The sequence below is a fragment of the Gluconobacter oxydans DSM 3504 genome, assembly GCF_000583855.1.
Classification (GTDB): domain Bacteria; phylum Pseudomonadota; class Alphaproteobacteria; order Acetobacterales; family Acetobacteraceae; genus Gluconobacter; species Gluconobacter oxydans.
This window is the reverse complement of the sequence record NZ_CP004373.1, coordinates 2,643,175-2,657,993: the sequence shown is the minus strand read 5'-3', so window position 1 is coordinate 2,657,993 and position 14,819 is coordinate 2,643,175. Positions and strand designations below refer to the sequence as shown.

Here is a 14,819-nt window from a genome sequence, read left to right as displayed (position 1 = left end):
GGGTCCGAAAGATCGCAGGGCGGGTGGGACTTGTCCTGTTCGTTCTCTTTGGAACGGCCGCGCTTTATTATTCGACCCTTGAGCCCGATGGACTTCGCATCGCCCTGACGGTTCTTTTCCCGCTCCTTGTCGCCGGCGCGTCCCGTCTGCCGAACAGGCTGGCCTCCCGGGCCGGTATTGGCACGCTGTGTGGCGCACTTGGCATCTGGTATGTCACCGACCCACCGCGCAATGACCGGGAATGGCAGGGGGAATATGCCGTCCCCGCTGATGTCACGATGGATGGAAGCGTCGCCCATATCCGGAATATCCGGAACTTCATCTACCGGACCACGCAGGACTACACCCCCCGTTATTACGACGCGACATACAACCTGGACGACCTTTCATCCGTGGATCTCGTTACGTCCTACTGGGCCGGCAATGCCATTGCGCATGTCTTTCTGAGCTTCGGCTTCCGTGATGGGCGGCATGTCGCCATGTCCATCGAGACCCGCCGCCAGAAGAAATTCCAGTATTCGACAATTGCCGGCTTCTTCCACCATTACGAGATTTTCTACGTCACAGCCGACGAACGGGACCTTATTGGTGTGCGGACGGATGTCCGGCATGAGCGCGTCTATCTCTATCGTCTTACGCTATCGCCTGAAGAACGCAGAAGACTGTTCGAGAGTTATCTGCGGGAAATCCACACACTGGTCCAACACCCGGCATGGTATAATACCCTGACCGACAACTGTACGACGGGCATCCTGACGCGGGCACAGGCCAGACTGCGCTACCGGCTGGACTGGCGTGTCCTGCTCAGCGGATACACCGCCTCTCTGGCCTATGATCTCGGGCTTCTCGATAGCAGCATTCCGTTTCCCGAACTGAAAGCCCAGAGCCGTATCCAGCGCCCCGCCAATGCCTCGCCTGATCCGGATTATTCAGAAGAAATTCGTCGCAAGCCTCATGGAATGAATGATCCGGCAAACTGACTTCTGTCATGCCCGCCAATATCCTTTCGGTTCTCAGGCGGCCTGCCTTTTCCCCTGCTCGACGCACCAAGCCACCGCCAGAAGCATGAGGGTGCCAATCGAACAGAGGACCAGGGGTGATAATGCCGCACCTGCAAAAAACAGGATCACAAATCCACCCAGTCCCACCAGGTGGCAGACAGACCAGGTGGACGTCACAATCCTTCCGTAAATACAGCTTCCGAAAAGATAAAGGACTGGCCCCGCAATCATGACGGACAGAGCGGGTCCTGACACGGCCTCAAGGGGATTTTCCAGAAGGATATCCATGCCAACAGCTGTCACGATAATGCCAGCGATGAGGATGGCATGAATATAATGAAAATACGCCCCCAGGCGCCCGGGATCGGAAGAATGCGTGATGGCATGTTCGGCCTGCCTGATCGAGGTACCGAAATAAAGCCACCACATGGCGACCGTGCACAGGAAACTTACACAGAACCCGAGTAAAACCGGTGCTGTCCACTGCTCCGCCCGCGCCATGGACAATCCGGAAGCCATGATGGTTTCGCCCAGGGCCACCATAACGAAAAGCTGACACCGCTCCACGAGATGGCTGCCCGAAATTGTCCAGTCGGACGTATGGGAGCGTCCAAGAAAGGGGAGCCAGAAACCGAACATGGGAGAAACATATTCGCACAGAACGGCGGTGCTCCAGAATACGAGACGCAGGTCGGAAGGATAAAATGCGCCAGCGATCCAGAACGCAGCGCTGATCAGGTTCCACCCCAGAATGCGCTTGTAATTTGGAAGAAGCGCGTGGTTGCGAGGCAATCTGCACACCACAAAGGCCGATCGACCAGTCTGCATGACCGTGTAGCAGATCGCAAAACTCAGCCCTCTTGCTCCAAAGGCTTCCGGAGCCGCTGCGCCACACAGGAGGGCAAGCGCCATGGAGGCAAACAGGACACAGCGCAGCGAGGCAGAGCGCGGATCGAACCAGTTGGTAACCCAGCCCGTATACTGCCATCCCAGCCAGGCTGCGAACCACAGGACAAACGTCTGGAGAAAGCCCATCCCGCCCAGATGATGCAGCAGTCCGTGACTGATCTGGGTGACAAGGAAAACATAAATCAGATCGAAGAACAGTTCTTCGGTCGTAACCTCAACGTGGCCGCTCTCCGACCGCCTGAGAAACGAATAGCCTGCCTTGTCCTGAAAAATCACTGCAAAATCCCGCCTGCAAGCATAGAACCTGGCTCTCAGAACTATAGATCAAAGGCCGGCTTGTCTTCTGTAACTCACAGGAAAGAAGGACAGGAGCATATCCGCGCTAAGAAGACGATGCCTCAACCGCAAGCGCTGCTTCCGATGCAGATGACTGCGACAGAGCTCCGCTCCCAATCCACGCCGCCAGCCCGGCAAGGAGAGACTGCATGTTCCGCTGCGTCTGCTCAAACCCGGCCCCGGGTTTAAGCGTCGCGGCATTCAGGTAAAGGGAGCGGCAGATTTCCAGCTGGACGGCATGGATGTTCTGCTCGGGACGGCCGTAATACTGGGTAATATACCCGCCGGCATAAGGAACATTCCGACGAACGGAATAGCCCAGGCTTCCGAGCATGTTTTCAATCATGTCCGGCAAGCCGGAGGCGCAGCTTCGGCCATGAACGTCCCCCAGAACGATATCGCACGATCGCGCATAAGGCAGCCTGGGCATGGAATGGGCTTCCAGAAGAACGGCATAGCCAAACCGCGCCTTCATTTCGCTCAGGAGCGCCGCAAGAGCCTCATGATAGGGCAGCCATGCCGCGGCAATCCGGTCCTTTATTTCCGAGAGATGAAGAGGCTGGCCGTAAACCTGCCGTCCCTGTGACACATAGCGCGGAATGACCCCGAAACCCGCCTTCACCTTCGCCGTAAGCAGGACCTCGTCATCAGGCGGTGGCGGATCAAACATTTCCGCATCCACTTCGCGCCAGTCGCGATTCACATCGCACCACACACGCGGAAACTCGGCACAGATCAGCGTGGCGCCAAAATCCGGCGCGTTTTCAAACAGCCGGTCCACAAACCGGTCTTCGCTCTGCTGCAGTTCATGAAAGGAGAGCGAGGCCCTGTCGAGAAAATCCGACGGATAATTCCTTCCGGAATGTGGAGACGAGACAAGCAGAGGAATCGCAGTATTCCGCGGTCGATTCACCCTGAAGGACGTCAGTGGCACAGGAATTTGCATATTTTTTTCATATTTCGTCCCACAGGGGGTTGCAAGGTTTTCCGGACACAGCTAGAAACCGCCTCACCGGACCGGGGGCGCATAGCTCAGCGGTAGAGCACTACCTTGACATGGTAGGGGTCACAGGTTCAATCCCTGTTGCGCCCACCACTCGGTCCGGTAAAAAATCCCACAAAATCAGCGACTTAGACCAAGTAACCTAGATCGCATTCTCTCTTCCGAGCGTTCACGTTTGTGCAGATTGGTGCGCTTATAGGCGCTTGAATGTGTGCAAAACTGGTGCACTTCAATCCAGAGAGCCCGATATGCTACCCGAATCGCTTCCCTGGCGGTGTGCCGAGTCGGTAATCGGCAGCGCCTGCGCTGCCCTGCCGCAAATTTTGTTCGGCCCGACACAGCAAAAATTAGCGCCTGGTACATCGGAACAATGATCGTCCCCTCAGTGGCGTCGTCTATCCCCTTGCAAACAAACAGCTTCCCAAAATCGTTCTCACAGGAGCATTGACGCGCACGCCGTTGTTCTCTTTCTGTTCTCATTATGGAGGCCAGAAACATGAACTACCAAGGCGACCGCACGACCGGCTTCGCATCCCCTGCAGGCGACAACATCGAGGGCACGATTGACCTGATGTCGGCTGCCCTCGATCTGCGCCAGCCCAGTCGGTATCCGGTTCGCGTGGAAGGCGATGCCCTGCTCGGCCGTTCCATCCGGCATGGCGATATTCTGGTCGTGGATTCTGCCGTAGCGCCCCGGGCGGGTGTCGTGGTGGTCGCCAGCGTGGGCGACGAGCTGCGGGTCTGTGAGTTGACCCAGCGCGCCGGTGAGTGGTGGTTACGCTCTTCCTCACCTCAGGCCGCATCCGTCCAGGTCGATGATGACACGGACGTCGCGATCTGGGCCGTGGCTACCGGCCTGGTCCGAACGGACGTGTGATGCGTATTTTCGGCCTGATCGACGGCAACTCTTTCTATTGCTCCTGCCAGCGCGCTTTTGAGCCGCGCCTGAAGCGCAAGCCGGTCGTGGTCCTGAGCAACAACGACGGCTGTGCGATCGCCCGCACACGGGAAGCCAAGGCACTCGGCATCAAGATGGGAGATGCCTGGCACCTTGCCCGTAAACGGCCCGAGAGCCGGCCGGTCGTCTGGTACTCCTCGAACTATGCTCTCTATGCCGATATGTCGCGCCGGATGTATCAGGTCCTGGCAGAGCGCGTGCCTGGCGTGGAGCCCTATTCGATCGATGAGATGTTCCTCGATCTGAGCAATCTTCCAGGGAATCTGCATGAACGCTGCCAGCAGCTCCGCCAGGACGTGCTCGATCATGCGAAAATCCCGACTTGCGTGGGTTGGGGGCCGACCAAGACAATCGCCAAGTTGGCCAACGGCTTGGCGAAGGATCACGCGGAACTGGAGGGGCTCTGTGACCTCACGGATCCAGGTATCCGCCAGGATTGGTACTATCGCACGGACATCGATGAAGTCTGGGGCATCGGCCGGCAGACGACGCAGAAGCTGAAGGCCATGGGCATCGAGACGATTGCCGATTTCGTGGCTCTTGACGCAAAGACGGTCCGTCAGACCCTGACTGTTGTGGGCGCCCGGGTCCAGGCCGAGTTGCGTGGTCAATCGTGCCTTCCCCTGTCCGACATTGCCGCCACGCGAAAAAGCATCGCCTCGACCCGGACGTTCGGCCGCCTGCTGCTGAAATGGGACGAGATCCGTGAGGCTATTGCGCACTATGCGAACCGGGCTTCAGAAAAGCTGCGAGAGGAAGGCCTCGAGGCCGCGCACCTCTCCGTCCTGATGCAGACCAATCCGCACAATGGCGATCCCTGGTACGCGAAGCATGCGGCCATCACTATTGAACCAACCTGGAGGGTTCGAAAAACCCCTTGGCTCTGAATTGTTGGCTGTAATTCCCTATCTTGTGTAATGATTGGAGGGATGGCTCATGAAGCAGCCGGGTTTCTTTGATGTTGACGAGCGGCTTGCCCGGTTAAGCGGGCTTGGCGATCAGCTCGAGGCGTTTTCCCGGACTGTGGATTTTGAGGCGTTCCGCCCTGATCTGGAGAAGGCTCTGGCCTATTCAGACAGGAGCAAAGGCGGCCGCCCCCCGTTCGATCCGGTGATGATGTTCAAGATCCTGGTCATCCAGACGCTGAACAATCTCTCCGACGAGCGAACGGAATATCTGATCAACGACCGCCTGTCCTTCATGCGTTTCCTCGGTCTGGGACTGTCGGACCGGGTACCCGATGCCAAAACGGTCTGGCTGTTTCGCGAACGTCTGACCGAGGCTGGTGCCGTTCAGAAGCTGTTCGAGCGCTTTGACGCCACCCTGCGTAACGCCGGGTATCTGCCGATGTCCGGCCAGATCCTGGATGCAACACTGGTGGCAGCGCCAAAGCAGCGCAATACCAACGGAGAGAAAGCCGATCTTCGGGCAGGACGAATTCCCGAAGGCTGGGAAGACAAGCCGGTAAAGCTGTCCCACAAGGACAGGCACGCCCGCTGGACGCTGAAGTTCACGAAGGCAAAGCGGCAGGAGGACGGGACGCTCCCGGCTACGGACCTCGCCATTCCGTTCTTTGGCTATAAATCGCATGTTTCCATCGACCGGAAGTTCCGACTGATCCGAAAATGGAAGACAACGGATGCCGCTGCCAGTGATGGTGCCAGACTGCGCGAGGGGCTGCTGGACAAAACCAATACGGCCTCAACCGTTTGGGCAGACACCGCGTATCGCTCGAAAGCCAATGAGGACTTCATGGACAAAGAGGGTTTCGTCTCGAAAGTTCACAGGAAAAAGCCGCATCTCAAACCCATGCCCCGCCATATCCAGCGGTGCAATGCAGGGAAGTCGGTGATCCGATCGCGCGTCGAGCATGTCTTTGCCGATCAGAAATCGCAGATGGGGCTGTTCGTCCGAACCGTGGGTATTACCCGGGCCACCATGCGGATCGGCCTGGCCAATATTGTCTACAATATGCGCCGCTTCCTCTTCCTCGAGAGGTTGAACGCGAGCGCGTAGCCATCCCAATGGCGATAGCTCGCGATCCGCTCAAAACGCAGAGCGAAAGTCATCCCGGAAACCGTCAATCAGCACGCCACAACCCTGAAATCAGGAGCCAGCCGCGCCAATCAACAGTTCTTCGATCCCTCCATCTGGCTTCCGGGATATCGCTATTTCAAGGCAGGAGTAATTCTGTCGGATCTGCGCCCTGCCGGCAGCCAGAGGCGTATGTTCGCATCCCGTAATCCGGAGCAGTCTGCATGCGTCATGGCTGCACTAGATGCAGTGAATGCTCGCTTTGGAAGTGGTGCGCTTCGACCAGGATCAACTGGACTGAGGCGCAGCTGGTCACCTCGACAGTCCTTGCTATCAGCACGCTACACGACGCGGCTAGAAGAAATTGTGAAAGCTAAAACTTGGTAGTAGCGGAAGAGTGACCAGAGTCAAGATCCAATATTACTGCAGCTCCTGTTTAATACACCAATAATATCTACTCCAAAAAAAGAAACTCCCTCCGAAATTGTTAGCCCAGGCCCGATAGCTATCTTTCCATTATTTGTTGATATGGTCATTTCATGAATTACGGTCCAACTTCCATCAGGATTTTTTCTAAAACCCTCACAAAATGCTGGAACTTTTTGTGTGCCTTCTCCTGGACCTGATGCAGGTTGTGTAGCTTGGTTAGAAAGTGGTGGGTTTATATGCGAAATGCTATCTTGAGAAAAGGCAGAATAAAGAAATAGCGCTTCGATACAAAAAAATAATATTATATAGGATTTATTTCTTATTACAAAATCCATTATGTGGACTCACTCCAATTATGGCAATCTTTTTCTAATGTTTTTAATGTAGAACCATTGCCCGCTACATTAAAAAAATATTCCGTACATATTTGGGTTTTATGATGTGAATTGAATACATCGTCGTAATCCACCTGAGCGAATACAATTAGTGCATCCCCCTCAGTTAATCGTCGAATGTCGCTTTTGGTGGGAGTAAAATTAATATAAGTTTTTTCCGAACCCGCTCCTGTTATCTGGCTCGTACGAATTTTTCCTCCATCGAGAGCCACCAAATCACTGGTTGATATATTTACTGCCTCGCTTGCACTTACTATTTTGTGTCCGCCCACAAAATGAATATTGCGAGCAGGAGTAACGCCAATATTTTTGTAATATAAATCTATATTACCAATGTCACTGATCAATATCTCCTCTTTATGAGGAAATTCTATAATTTCGTATGCTCGAGCCGTTAGTGTGAGCGACTCTTTAAGAGTTTCAGCTAAATCTTTTGTTGCTTTTGCTTGTGTCTGCGCGGTATCTGCAGATTTCTTAGCATCTTTTCCTGCACCAACAGCCGAATAACCTTGGAATATAGTTGCAATACTTGCCCCAACAGCAAAAATACTAACGGATAACTTTCCTATATTACTCCAGCTTATGATCATTTTTTCAGCTCTAGATTTCCGATTCCTACATCATCATATAACTATCATTTGAGGGCTGCATTACTCAAGGTTTAGAAATTTCCATGTTCAGAGCATACCTTTTTGCATAAAAAAATTGCGCGCAGATAGAAAAATATAAGTGCCCTTCATCACTTTTAAATTTCCTATATTGGCGCCCAATTTTGATTTTCAATCACGAGATTGTGGGATGTATTTTCTCCCCACAAATGTCTGTTCTGGCTCGGTCGAGCAAGTTGGTGAATAATTTGGAGTTAGCAATGCTATATGTGCAGCCAGTGCTGCTTGGTCTGCCTCAATTCGTCCTGCCACATCTTGCCGCACCGCGTCGTTCTGCCCCAGAAGCGTCCCGGCATAACCAACCTGCCGCCCGGCCTCTGCACTTGGCAGTGCTGACAGGGGCACGAACTGCACCGGGACGTTTAGTGTCTGCCCCCTCGTCCGACTGGCATCAGCCTGCAATCCGAAGACTGGCATGGCGGACGCTTCCGAGACGGAGAACGACCCCGACTGACTGAACGTCCCGGACAGTTCCATCGTGACCGGACCGGCAATCATAGCCACGACCGGGTCAGGGGTATGCTGGGCACACTGGAGCGCCCGCACGTTGGCATCGAACCGGGCAGCCTGATCGGCGGTCCAGTTCTGCACGCCGGACACGCTGACCACGCCGGCCTTCGTCAGGTCGGCCTGAACGCCGGCGATAGCCTGACTGATCGTGACGGGTGCAACGGATCCGGCCGAGCAGGCCGAGAGAGCCAGAAGCCCGGAGAGTGCCAGCGCCCTCATGCCGCCCTCACTTCCGCCAGCAGGGCGTCGAAGCCCTCACCGGTCGGTGCCGTGCCAGGAACGCCCAGCCAGTTCTGACGCGACAGCAGGCCGTAAGCCTCGTCTGCGATCCGCGTGAAGGTTGCCCAGGGCATGAAAGTGCGAGCGCCCCCGGTATTGAAGAAGACGCCTGCCGCGTTATAGCCCACGAGCGCAATGGCATGGCCGCCTGCCGGGGTATGGTCGCTGATGGCATCCCAGTCCCAGGTCTCGCCGAGCCCCAGATCGAGGAAGCCTTGCGGCACCTGCACGCCCGCCAGCACCCCGCCGAGATAGGCGATGGCGCGGCGGATCCCGACGACGTCCGTCGGTGCTATCGAGCCATAGGCAGTCAGATAGTCGAGCGTCTGCCCCGGTCGATGCAGGCCATCCCGTCGCCAGGCGTTCAGTTCATCCAGCAGGATGGTGCCATCATCGTTCGCCCCTGTAGCCGGCACGAAGCCCGTGACCAGGGCATAGTTCTGCAGCACGATCTCGGTCGAGAGCATGACCAGACCCTGCGCAGCCTTTGTCCAGGTCGCCACCAGGGCGGCATGCGCTGCGAAAGCGCAGCAGCCAAAGCGGTCATTGCCCCACATCTGATAGGGCACGTGCTGCGACCAGTCGCGTTCAGCCGGCACGGCCGGCAGGCGTTCGGCCAGCACCCGGCCGAGGCGGTATGTCCGCGGATCGTGTTTCGGGGCGCGCTTGCCCAGCTTTCTGTCCTGCATGAAGTCTCCGGAAACAAAAAAAGAGGGGAGCAGCTGAAGCCACTCCCCTTGTCGTTGGTCAGGATCGAAAGGTCAGACGGGATATGACGGCTTCGGCACGGCCGGAACCCGCTATTCAAACGCAGCAGCCTCCGCGCTGTCCGGGCAGGGTGCAGGCCCGGGCGGCAACTCAACGCAGGTCCATGTGGGCGACATCCACATTCACACGGACACAAACAACCCTCAGCAACTCGCGCAGGACATCCACAACGAACTGCGCCGCACGCTCCCCCTCATCAACGCGCAAGGACAGACCTGATGGCTTTTGCAGATGTCACCCTGCCGTCCGTCTGGGATATCCCTGCTGCTGTCGGTGTGCCGGCTCTTCTGGGGCAGTCTATCGCGACCGGGGTGGATGCCACGGCGTCCACGGCCCTCGCCGGGATCGCTCAGAATTACCTCACCGCACAGGCCGCGAAGCAATGGGGCATATTCGGAAGCGGGAACACGCAGCTTCTCACGTCCGGACGAGTGATGGGGATCGAGTACGAGAACAGCTACACCGTGTCGGATGCCCCGCTCGAAGGGGGCGCCTTTGCCTCGTACAACAAGGTGAAGATGTCTTACTCGGCACGGGTCATCATGGTCTGCGATGGAACAGAGACCGGATCGGACGGGATCATCTCGGCGATCACGACCCTGATTCCCAATCTGACGGGAACGACAGGAAACCACGTCCGCTCTTCCTTCATCTCAACCCTTGAGGCCCTGGTCGCAGACACGAACCTCTATTCGGGGGTCACGCCCGAGTTCACGGCCACGAATGCCAATATCATTGGCTATCGCTGGCGCCGGGAAAGCAGCCAGGGCGTCACAATGCTGATGGCGGAAATCATGATCCGACAGATCCGCAGCACAGGTACGGCAGCCTATACCAACACCTCGCAGCCGCAGGGGGCTCAGACTGTCCAGAACGGAACGGTCCAGACCACAACCCCTTCCCTGCCCGTGCAGACTTCTCTTCTGGGAGTCACGTTGTGACCGCCGTTCAGATCCCGCTCAATGCGACAGCGAGCCAGACGCTGAATGTGATCCTGAACCAGCAGCTTGTCCGACTGGACGTCTACCAGCGCTCGACCGGGCTCTATATGGACGTCTGGCTGAATGACACCCAGATCGTGGCGGGCGCCATCTGCCAGAACCTGAACCCTGTGGTGCATGCGGACTACCTGGGTCTGGGTGGGGACTTCGTGTTCGTGGACACCCAAGGCAGCGCCGACCCGACCTATGACGGGCTTGGCGACCGGTATGTGCTGACTTTTGTGACGACCAGTTAGCTGCCGACCACATCCAGCACGGCTGCCCCAGACGGGGAGGCAGCAAGTGTTTAGGCTCGACGCAACGCCTCATTGATCCTGGTCTGCCAACCTGGTCCGGTGCTCTTAAACTTCTCAAGCACATCCTGATCGAGACGAAGGGAGACTGAGCGCTTCGTGGCGGCCTTTTGCGGGCCACGAACACGCTTGGCCTTCGCCAAAGTCGGGACGACCACTGCTGCCACCTTCATGGCCTGAAAGTCAGCCTCAGTAAGCTCCGGATTGTCGCTATCGAGTGCAATGCCCTGATTGATCCGGGCATCTTCCTCGTCAGTCGGCATGATGATGTTAGTCTTGCGAGACATAGAGCGATACCTCCCGTTTGTTGGCCTTCCGCAGGCTGATGATACGAACGGTCCGGGTTTCGATGCTGAACACCAGCACATGAAGACGGTCACCAATCGGGCCTAGCGCAACAAGACGCGGCTCGTTCGAAGACTGGCTTGCCCGGATGAAAGCCACATCCCACTCGAAACCTTCAGCGCTCAGAAAATCAACATCGTGCTTCTCGATGTTGCTCAGGCGTTTGGCCTCGTCCCAATCGTATCTCATGGCTTATTGTATATACAGAAAAATTAATAACCTCAATCTAATTGTAAATACGATTTGATGGGATATTCATAGCGCGCCCTTTCCTTCCTGCTTCAGGCACTTCCGGAGCCAGAAACTCGAGGTCTGGCCACGAAGTTACCCCTGACCGGCCAGTTTTCGATGAAGCAATCAGTCAGGATACTGGTTCGATCCCTCGAACTTACCGGGTGAACCTTCAGGCGGTGGCGGCGGGCGGCAGCCGTCTGGCGGCGGTGGTGGTCTGCCATTACTGTCCATAGGCGGAGGTGGCGGTCGATTGCCGTCATTATCCATTCCCGGCGGTGGTCTGTGATCAAATCCGCCAGGAGGTGGCCCGCATCTGTGATGTGATTTTGCATCCCCACCCCGCTCACCTTGCTCGGTGTCGTTGTACGACGGAGCAGCTGTGCTGAGAGTTGTATAGGTCTGCCCGTTATAAACGGTGGTGCCCTGAGCCCGGAGCGGCAAAGGCATGAGACCGGCAGCAAAAATGATCAGAGCTGTAGTTCTGGGGCTCATAAATATCTTCCCAAGGTAGGTCTCCTACCCTTGAGACGCGCACCCGAGAATTGCCAGTAAGGAATGGCAACGGCGTGTTTCCCGTCCCTGCACCCTGCTCTAATACCAGCCGCTCTTCGAAGCGGCTTTTTTCTTACCCAAAAGGACCGCCCGTGAGCAGCACCACAACCGTCACCGCCTCACGCCTCCCTCGCAGCTTCGCCAAAAAACAGATCGATGTCTCGTTTACGGTCCCGACGGGGGCGATTGGACCGGGCAGCACGGCGGACAAGGTGACACTCTCCGGGCTTCGTGTGCGTGCGACCGTGACCAATGCGGGGATGCTCACAGGCTCTCAGCTATCGCTGCGGGTCGAGGGGATGACCCTTGCCATGATGAACCGGCTTTCTGTCGTCATGGCCATGACGAACGTCAGCAATCAGACAAACACGCGATTTTCCGGGGCTCTTGTTGAGGTCCAGGCTGGTGATGCAGGCGGAACGCTCTCGACCATCTTCCTCGGAGATATCGCGGAAGCCTTCGTGGACTTCTCCGGCGCACCTTCTGTCGCATTTCAGGTTCTGGCCTATGACACCTTGCCGCTCAAGGTCACAACGGCCATTCCAACGTCATATGGCACGCCAACCCCTGCCGCGACGATCTTCAGTGAATTGGCTGCCAAGGCAGGACTGACCTTTGCCAATCATGGCGTCAGTCAGACGATCAACTCCTTCTATGAAGCTGGTGATCTTATGAAACAGATCGACAAGCTCGCACGCAGCATTCACGCCGTTTACCGGGTCGATACCGTAACCAAGACCCTGCATGCATGGGGCCGCTCCAGCGACGGGACGCAGGAAAAGACCACAGTCAAGCTCAGCAAATCCACGGGGCTGGTCGGATATGCGGCCTATAATCAGAACGGCATCAATGTGACGTCCTTCTTCAATCCGGCCCTTCAATACATGATCCCGTTCCAGCTCGTGAGCGAGTATCTCCCCGAGGGATGGACCAACAATCAGATGGGGCAGAGCATTCCGCAGATGCCGTCTTCAGGCCTGTGGAAGCCGACGCTCATCACGCATGATCTGGCCTCTGAACTCCCGAATGGCCCGTGGTTCACCCAGATAACCGCCATCCGGGCGGACGTCCCTCAAGCGAAAGCATACTGATGTCCGGATCAAGCTCTTCTTTCGTCGGCATCACGCAGGGCAACACGAACAGCAGTGCCATTGACGCAGCCGTCCGGCGCAATCTGTCAGACCTCGGGACGGACGTTCTGGTCCAAGTGTCTGCCGTGCATGCCGGTAATGGCATTGTTGGCACCGTGGACGTCACGCCCATGGTCCATCAGCAGACGAGCGACGGTACGGCCGTTCCGCACGGTACGATCTATGGCGTCCCATACCTTCGCATTCAGGGTGGGGCCTGCGCAGTCATCGTTGACCCGGTGGCAGGCGACATTGGCTACATCATCATCTCAGGTCGGGACCAGTCGAACGTGGTGGCAACCCGCGCGCCCGCCCTTCCTGGTAGCTTCCGTCAGCACTCCATGGCCGATTGCGTCTATGTGGGCGGTTTCCTGAACGACGCTCCTGCGCATTATGTCCAGATCACCACGGATGGCGTCCGGATCGTCACGACGGGCAAGGTCACGGTGCAGGCGTCAGAGATGGATGTGAACTGCAACCTGAAGGTCTTGGGCGCCATCACCGCAACCGGCGATGTGCAGGCGGGGTCTGTTTCTCTCGAAAGCCACGTTCACGGCGGTGTACAGAGCGGCGGAAGCAAGACGGGCGCCCCGGAATAGCCTTGTACTTGTCCCCAGAACGAACTACTGTCCAGATAAATCCCCACACGAGCGCGTTGCGCGGGATACTCCATGAAATCGCTATTGCTCGACCGGACGACATGGGATCTGTCCCTTGATGCGAACCGTGATCTCGCCGTCTGTACCGAGCCCTATTCCGTTCTTCAGGACGTAGCCACTGCCGTCCGGACATGGCTCGGAGAATGCTGGTACGACACCAGCCTCGGCCTGCCATTCGATAGCGGGATCTTCGATGGCTCTTCGTCCCTTCCCCTTCTTCGCGCTCAGGCTGAAAGCGCAGCAATGAGCGTTCCGGGGGTTGCGGCCGCGCAATGCGCCCTGATCGGACCGCGTGAAGACCGCTCTATCGGGGGCGCCATAGCCATCACCCTCACGACAGGAGAGACGCAGAGTGTCCAGTTCTGACGCCACAACCTCTGTCCCCGCTCCTTCCCTGACGGATGCAGGATATGTTGCCCCGGCCGAGACAGACATTCTGGCGGGTGTGCAGGCCGATATCGGAGCGGCACTTGGCGGGAACGTAAATCCGGCCCTCAATACGCCTCAGGGACAGCTCGCCACCAGCGAAACCGCCATCATAGGCGATTGCAACGACCAGCTCCTGGCCGTCTTCAATGGCATTGATCCCCGGAACGCGTCTGGCCGGATGCAGGACGCCATCGGCTATATCTATTTCATGGAGCGCCTGACCGGAGAAGACCGGGCGGCATTCGAGTATCGACGCCAGAACAGCGTCGGGGCCAACAGCACGGGCATGAACGCCTCGGTCCTTGGCAATCTGCTACTCGTTTCGGGAGTGACCGATGCGTATGTGGTGGACAACCCGACCAATGCCGAAACAGTCGTTGGCGGCGTTACCCTGCCCGCCAATTCGCTCTATTGCTGCGTTGCCGGAAGCGCGACGGCAGCAGCCATCGGTTATGCGATCTTTCAGAAAAAGTCGCCCGGCTGCAGCTATGCCGGGTCCACATCCGTAACGGTTCAGGATCCAGCGTCCGCCTATGGGGGAAACGGACCGACCTATACCGTCAAATATGACGTGGCGATCGATACCCCGATCTATTTCTCTGTGCAGATCACGAATTCTTCTGCAGTCCCCTCTGATGCCGTTTCGCAGGTACAGAGCGCTCTGATCGCGGCTTTCACGTCCGGTGAAGCCAATGTCACGCCCCGTATCGGCAGCACCATTCTTGCGGGACGGTATTACTGCGCGGTTGGCGACCTCGGCTCCTGGGCAGCGGTGGAAGACATCACCATTGGCACGACAGCAGCAGCGGGCGAGTTGAAGGTTGCGCTGAATATCAACCAGTCTCCCTCTCTGGCTGCGGCGAATATCTCCGTGACTCTGGTGTGA

Annotated in this window: 19 protein-coding genes and 1 tRNA gene; 12 read left to right on the top strand and 8 right to left on the bottom strand. The window is 57.0% G+C overall.

Features of this window, described 5'->3' with window-relative positions:
- Positions 1 to 23 precede the first annotated feature (23 nt).
- On the top strand, positions 24 to 980 hold the full coding sequence (locus GLS_RS11835; protein ID WP_226986586.1) for an Lnb N-terminal periplasmic domain-containing protein: 957 nt from the start codon (positions 24 to 26) through the stop codon (positions 978 to 980).
- A gap of 33 nt (positions 981 to 1,013) precedes the next feature.
- On the opposite strand, the gene GLS_RS11830 is transcribed toward GLS_RS11835, so the two are convergent.
- Together GLS_RS11830 and GLS_RS11825 are read right to left on the bottom strand one after the other, a co-directional pair.
- Entirely contained in the window at positions 1,014 to 2,186 is a 1,173-nt protein-coding gene (locus tag GLS_RS11830) for a low temperature requirement protein A (protein ID WP_193363820.1), read from the bottom strand.
- Between the two features lie 106 nt (positions 2,187 to 2,292).
- On the bottom strand, positions 2,293 to 3,192 hold the full coding sequence (locus GLS_RS11825; protein ID WP_041112368.1) for an N-formylglutamate amidohydrolase: 900 nt from the start codon (positions 3,190 to 3,192) through the stop codon (positions 2,293 to 2,295).
- Between the two features lie 75 nt (positions 3,193 to 3,267).
- On the opposite strand from GLS_RS11825, the gene GLS_RS11820 reads away from it, so the two are divergent.
- The 5 genes from GLS_RS11820 to GLS_RS13180 all read left to right on the top strand — a co-directional run bounded on the left by GLS_RS11820 (position 3,268) and on the right by GLS_RS13180 (position 6,628).
- Positions 3,268 to 3,342: transfer RNA gene (locus GLS_RS11820), tRNA-Val, on the top strand.
- A gap of 403 nt (positions 3,343 to 3,745) precedes the next feature.
- On the top strand, positions 3,746 to 4,126 hold the full coding sequence (locus GLS_RS11815) for a LexA family protein (RefSeq protein WP_041112367.1): 381 nt from the start codon (positions 3,746 to 3,748) through the stop codon (positions 4,124 to 4,126).
- Positions 4,126 to 5,094 (top strand): Y-family DNA polymerase, encoded by a 969-nt coding sequence (locus GLS_RS11810; protein ID WP_226986585.1) that lies wholly within the window; start codon positions 4,126 to 4,128, stop codon positions 5,092 to 5,094. Before GLS_RS11815 ends, GLS_RS11810 begins: the two co-directional genes overlap by 1 nt.
- Positions 5,095 to 5,143: 49 nt before the next feature.
- The gene (locus GLS_RS11805) at positions 5,144 to 6,223 is read left to right on the top strand and encodes an IS5 family transposase (protein WP_041111054.1); all 1,080 of its coding nucleotides are present in this window, start codon (positions 5,144 to 5,146) and stop codon (positions 6,221 to 6,223) included.
- A gap of 210 nt (positions 6,224 to 6,433) precedes the next feature.
- Positions 6,434 to 6,628 carry a DUF4113 domain-containing protein gene (locus tag GLS_RS13180; protein ID WP_080691966.1) on the top strand — a complete coding sequence of 65 codons (195 nt, stop codon included), beginning with the start codon at positions 6,434 to 6,436 and terminating at the stop codon, positions 6,626 to 6,628.
- 20 nt (positions 6,629 to 6,648) lie between these two features.
- On the opposite strand, the gene GLS_RS13310 is transcribed toward GLS_RS13180, so the two are convergent.
- The 4 genes from GLS_RS13310 to GLS_RS11795 all read right to left on the bottom strand — a co-directional run bounded on the left by GLS_RS13310 (position 6,649) and on the right by GLS_RS11795 (position 9,211).
- The gene (locus GLS_RS13310; protein ID WP_148295934.1) at positions 6,649 to 7,005 is read right to left on the bottom strand and encodes a hypothetical protein; all 357 of its coding nucleotides are present in this window, start codon (positions 7,003 to 7,005) and stop codon (positions 6,649 to 6,651) included.
- The gene (locus GLS_RS13305; protein ID WP_148295933.1) at positions 7,005 to 7,655 is read right to left on the bottom strand and encodes a hypothetical protein; all 651 of its coding nucleotides are present in this window, start codon (positions 7,653 to 7,655) and stop codon (positions 7,005 to 7,007) included. The genes GLS_RS13310 and GLS_RS13305 overlap by 1 nt, the downstream gene beginning before the upstream one ends.
- A gap of 189 nt (positions 7,656 to 7,844) precedes the next feature.
- A complete protein-coding gene (locus GLS_RS11800) occupies positions 7,845 to 8,462 on the bottom strand; it encodes a hypothetical protein (RefSeq protein ID WP_041112366.1) in 618 nt (205 codons plus the stop codon).
- Positions 8,459 to 9,211, bottom strand: coding sequence for a C1 family peptidase (locus GLS_RS11795; RefSeq protein ID WP_041112365.1), 753 nt, complete (start codon positions 9,209 to 9,211; stop codon positions 8,459 to 8,461). The genes GLS_RS11800 and GLS_RS11795 overlap by 4 nt, the downstream gene beginning before the upstream one ends.
- 297 nt (positions 9,212 to 9,508) lie before the next feature.
- Between GLS_RS11795 and GLS_RS11790 the strand changes: the two genes are divergently transcribed.
- On the top strand, positions 9,509 to 10,231 hold the full coding sequence (locus GLS_RS11790; protein WP_052327581.1) for a hypothetical protein: 723 nt from the start codon (positions 9,509 to 9,511) through the stop codon (positions 10,229 to 10,231).
- Positions 10,228 to 10,527 carry a phage baseplate plug family protein gene (locus tag GLS_RS11785; RefSeq protein WP_041112364.1) on the top strand — a complete coding sequence of 100 codons (300 nt, stop codon included), beginning with the start codon at positions 10,228 to 10,230 and terminating at the stop codon, positions 10,525 to 10,527. Before GLS_RS11790 ends, GLS_RS11785 begins: the two co-directional genes overlap by 4 nt.
- 50 nt (positions 10,528 to 10,577) lie before the next feature.
- Here the strand turns inward: GLS_RS11785 and GLS_RS11780 are convergent, their stop codons facing one another.
- Together GLS_RS11780 and GLS_RS11775 are read right to left on the bottom strand one after the other, a co-directional pair.
- Positions 10,578 to 10,871, bottom strand: a complete 294-nt coding sequence (locus tag GLS_RS11780; RefSeq protein WP_162472129.1) for a BrnA antitoxin family protein — start codon at positions 10,869 to 10,871, stop codon at positions 10,578 to 10,580.
- Positions 10,855 to 11,118 (bottom strand): BrnT family toxin, encoded by a 264-nt coding sequence (locus GLS_RS11775; protein WP_041112363.1) that lies wholly within the window; start codon positions 11,116 to 11,118, stop codon positions 10,855 to 10,857. The genes GLS_RS11780 and GLS_RS11775 overlap by 17 nt, the downstream gene beginning before the upstream one ends.
- A gap of 689 nt (positions 11,119 to 11,807) precedes the next feature.
- Here GLS_RS11775 and GLS_RS11770 point away from each other — a divergent pair.
- The 4 genes from GLS_RS11770 (at position 11,808) to GLS_RS11755 (ending at position 14,819) form a co-directional block, all read left to right on the top strand.
- Positions 11,808 to 12,806 (top strand): baseplate hub protein, encoded by a 999-nt coding sequence (locus GLS_RS11770; protein WP_041112362.1) that lies wholly within the window; start codon positions 11,808 to 11,810, stop codon positions 12,804 to 12,806.
- On the top strand, positions 12,806 to 13,444 hold the full coding sequence (locus GLS_RS11765) for a Gp138 family membrane-puncturing spike protein (protein ID WP_041112361.1): 639 nt from the start codon (positions 12,806 to 12,808) through the stop codon (positions 13,442 to 13,444). Before GLS_RS11770 ends, GLS_RS11765 begins: the two co-directional genes overlap by 1 nt.
- Positions 13,445 to 13,516: 72 nt before the next feature.
- Complete coding sequence (locus GLS_RS11760; RefSeq protein WP_041112360.1) at positions 13,517 to 13,870, top strand: hypothetical protein; 354 nt, start codon at positions 13,517 to 13,519, stop codon at positions 13,868 to 13,870.
- A complete protein-coding gene (locus GLS_RS11755) occupies positions 13,857 to 14,819 on the top strand; it encodes a hypothetical protein (RefSeq protein WP_041112359.1) in 963 nt (320 codons plus the stop codon). Before GLS_RS11760 ends, GLS_RS11755 begins: the two co-directional genes overlap by 14 nt.

What these genes read in the sequence shown, in the direction of transcription:
- GLS_RS11800 (WP_041112366.1), bottom strand. Translation starts at nt 8,462, where the DNA reads ATGAGGGCGCTGGCACTCTCCGGGCTTCTGGCTCTCTCGGCCTGCTCG.
- GLS_RS11790 (WP_052327581.1), top strand. Translation starts at nt 9,509, where the DNA reads ATGGCTTTTGCAGATGTCACCCTGCCGTCCGTCTGGGATATCCCTGCT.
- GLS_RS11805 (WP_041111054.1), top strand. Translation starts at nt 5,144, where the DNA reads ATGAAGCAGCCGGGTTTCTTTGATGTTGACGAGCGGCTTGCCCGGTTA.
- GLS_RS13305 (WP_148295933.1), bottom strand. Translation starts at nt 7,655, where the DNA reads ATGATCATAAGCTGGAGTAATATAGGAAAGTTATCCGTTAGTATTTTT.
- GLS_RS11795 (WP_041112365.1), bottom strand. Translation starts at nt 9,211, where the DNA reads ATGCAGGACAGAAAGCTGGGCAAGCGCGCCCCGAAACACGATCCGCGG.
- GLS_RS11765 (WP_041112361.1), top strand. Translation starts at nt 12,806, where the DNA reads ATGTCCGGATCAAGCTCTTCTTTCGTCGGCATCACGCAGGGCAACACG.
- GLS_RS11780 (WP_162472129.1), bottom strand. Translation starts at nt 10,871, where the DNA reads ATGTCTCGCAAGACTAACATCATCATGCCGACTGACGAGGAAGATGCC.
- GLS_RS11815 (WP_041112367.1), top strand. Translation starts at nt 3,746, where the DNA reads ATGAACTACCAAGGCGACCGCACGACCGGCTTCGCATCCCCTGCAGGC.
- GLS_RS11760 (WP_041112360.1), top strand. Translation starts at nt 13,517, where the DNA reads ATGAAATCGCTATTGCTCGACCGGACGACATGGGATCTGTCCCTTGAT.
- GLS_RS13180 (WP_080691966.1), top strand. Translation starts at nt 6,434, where the DNA reads ATGTTCGCATCCCGTAATCCGGAGCAGTCTGCATGCGTCATGGCTGCA.
- GLS_RS13310 (WP_148295934.1), bottom strand. Translation starts at nt 7,005, where the DNA reads ATGGATTTTGTAATAAGAAATAAATCCTATATAATATTATTTTTTTGT.
- GLS_RS11825 (WP_041112368.1), bottom strand. Translation starts at nt 3,192, where the DNA reads ATGCAAATTCCTGTGCCACTGACGTCCTTCAGGGTGAATCGACCGCGG.
- GLS_RS11810 (WP_226986585.1), top strand. Translation starts at nt 4,126, where the DNA reads ATGCGTATTTTCGGCCTGATCGACGGCAACTCTTTCTATTGCTCCTGC.
- GLS_RS11775 (WP_041112363.1), bottom strand. Translation starts at nt 11,118, where the DNA reads ATGAGATACGATTGGGACGAGGCCAAACGCCTGAGCAACATCGAGAAG.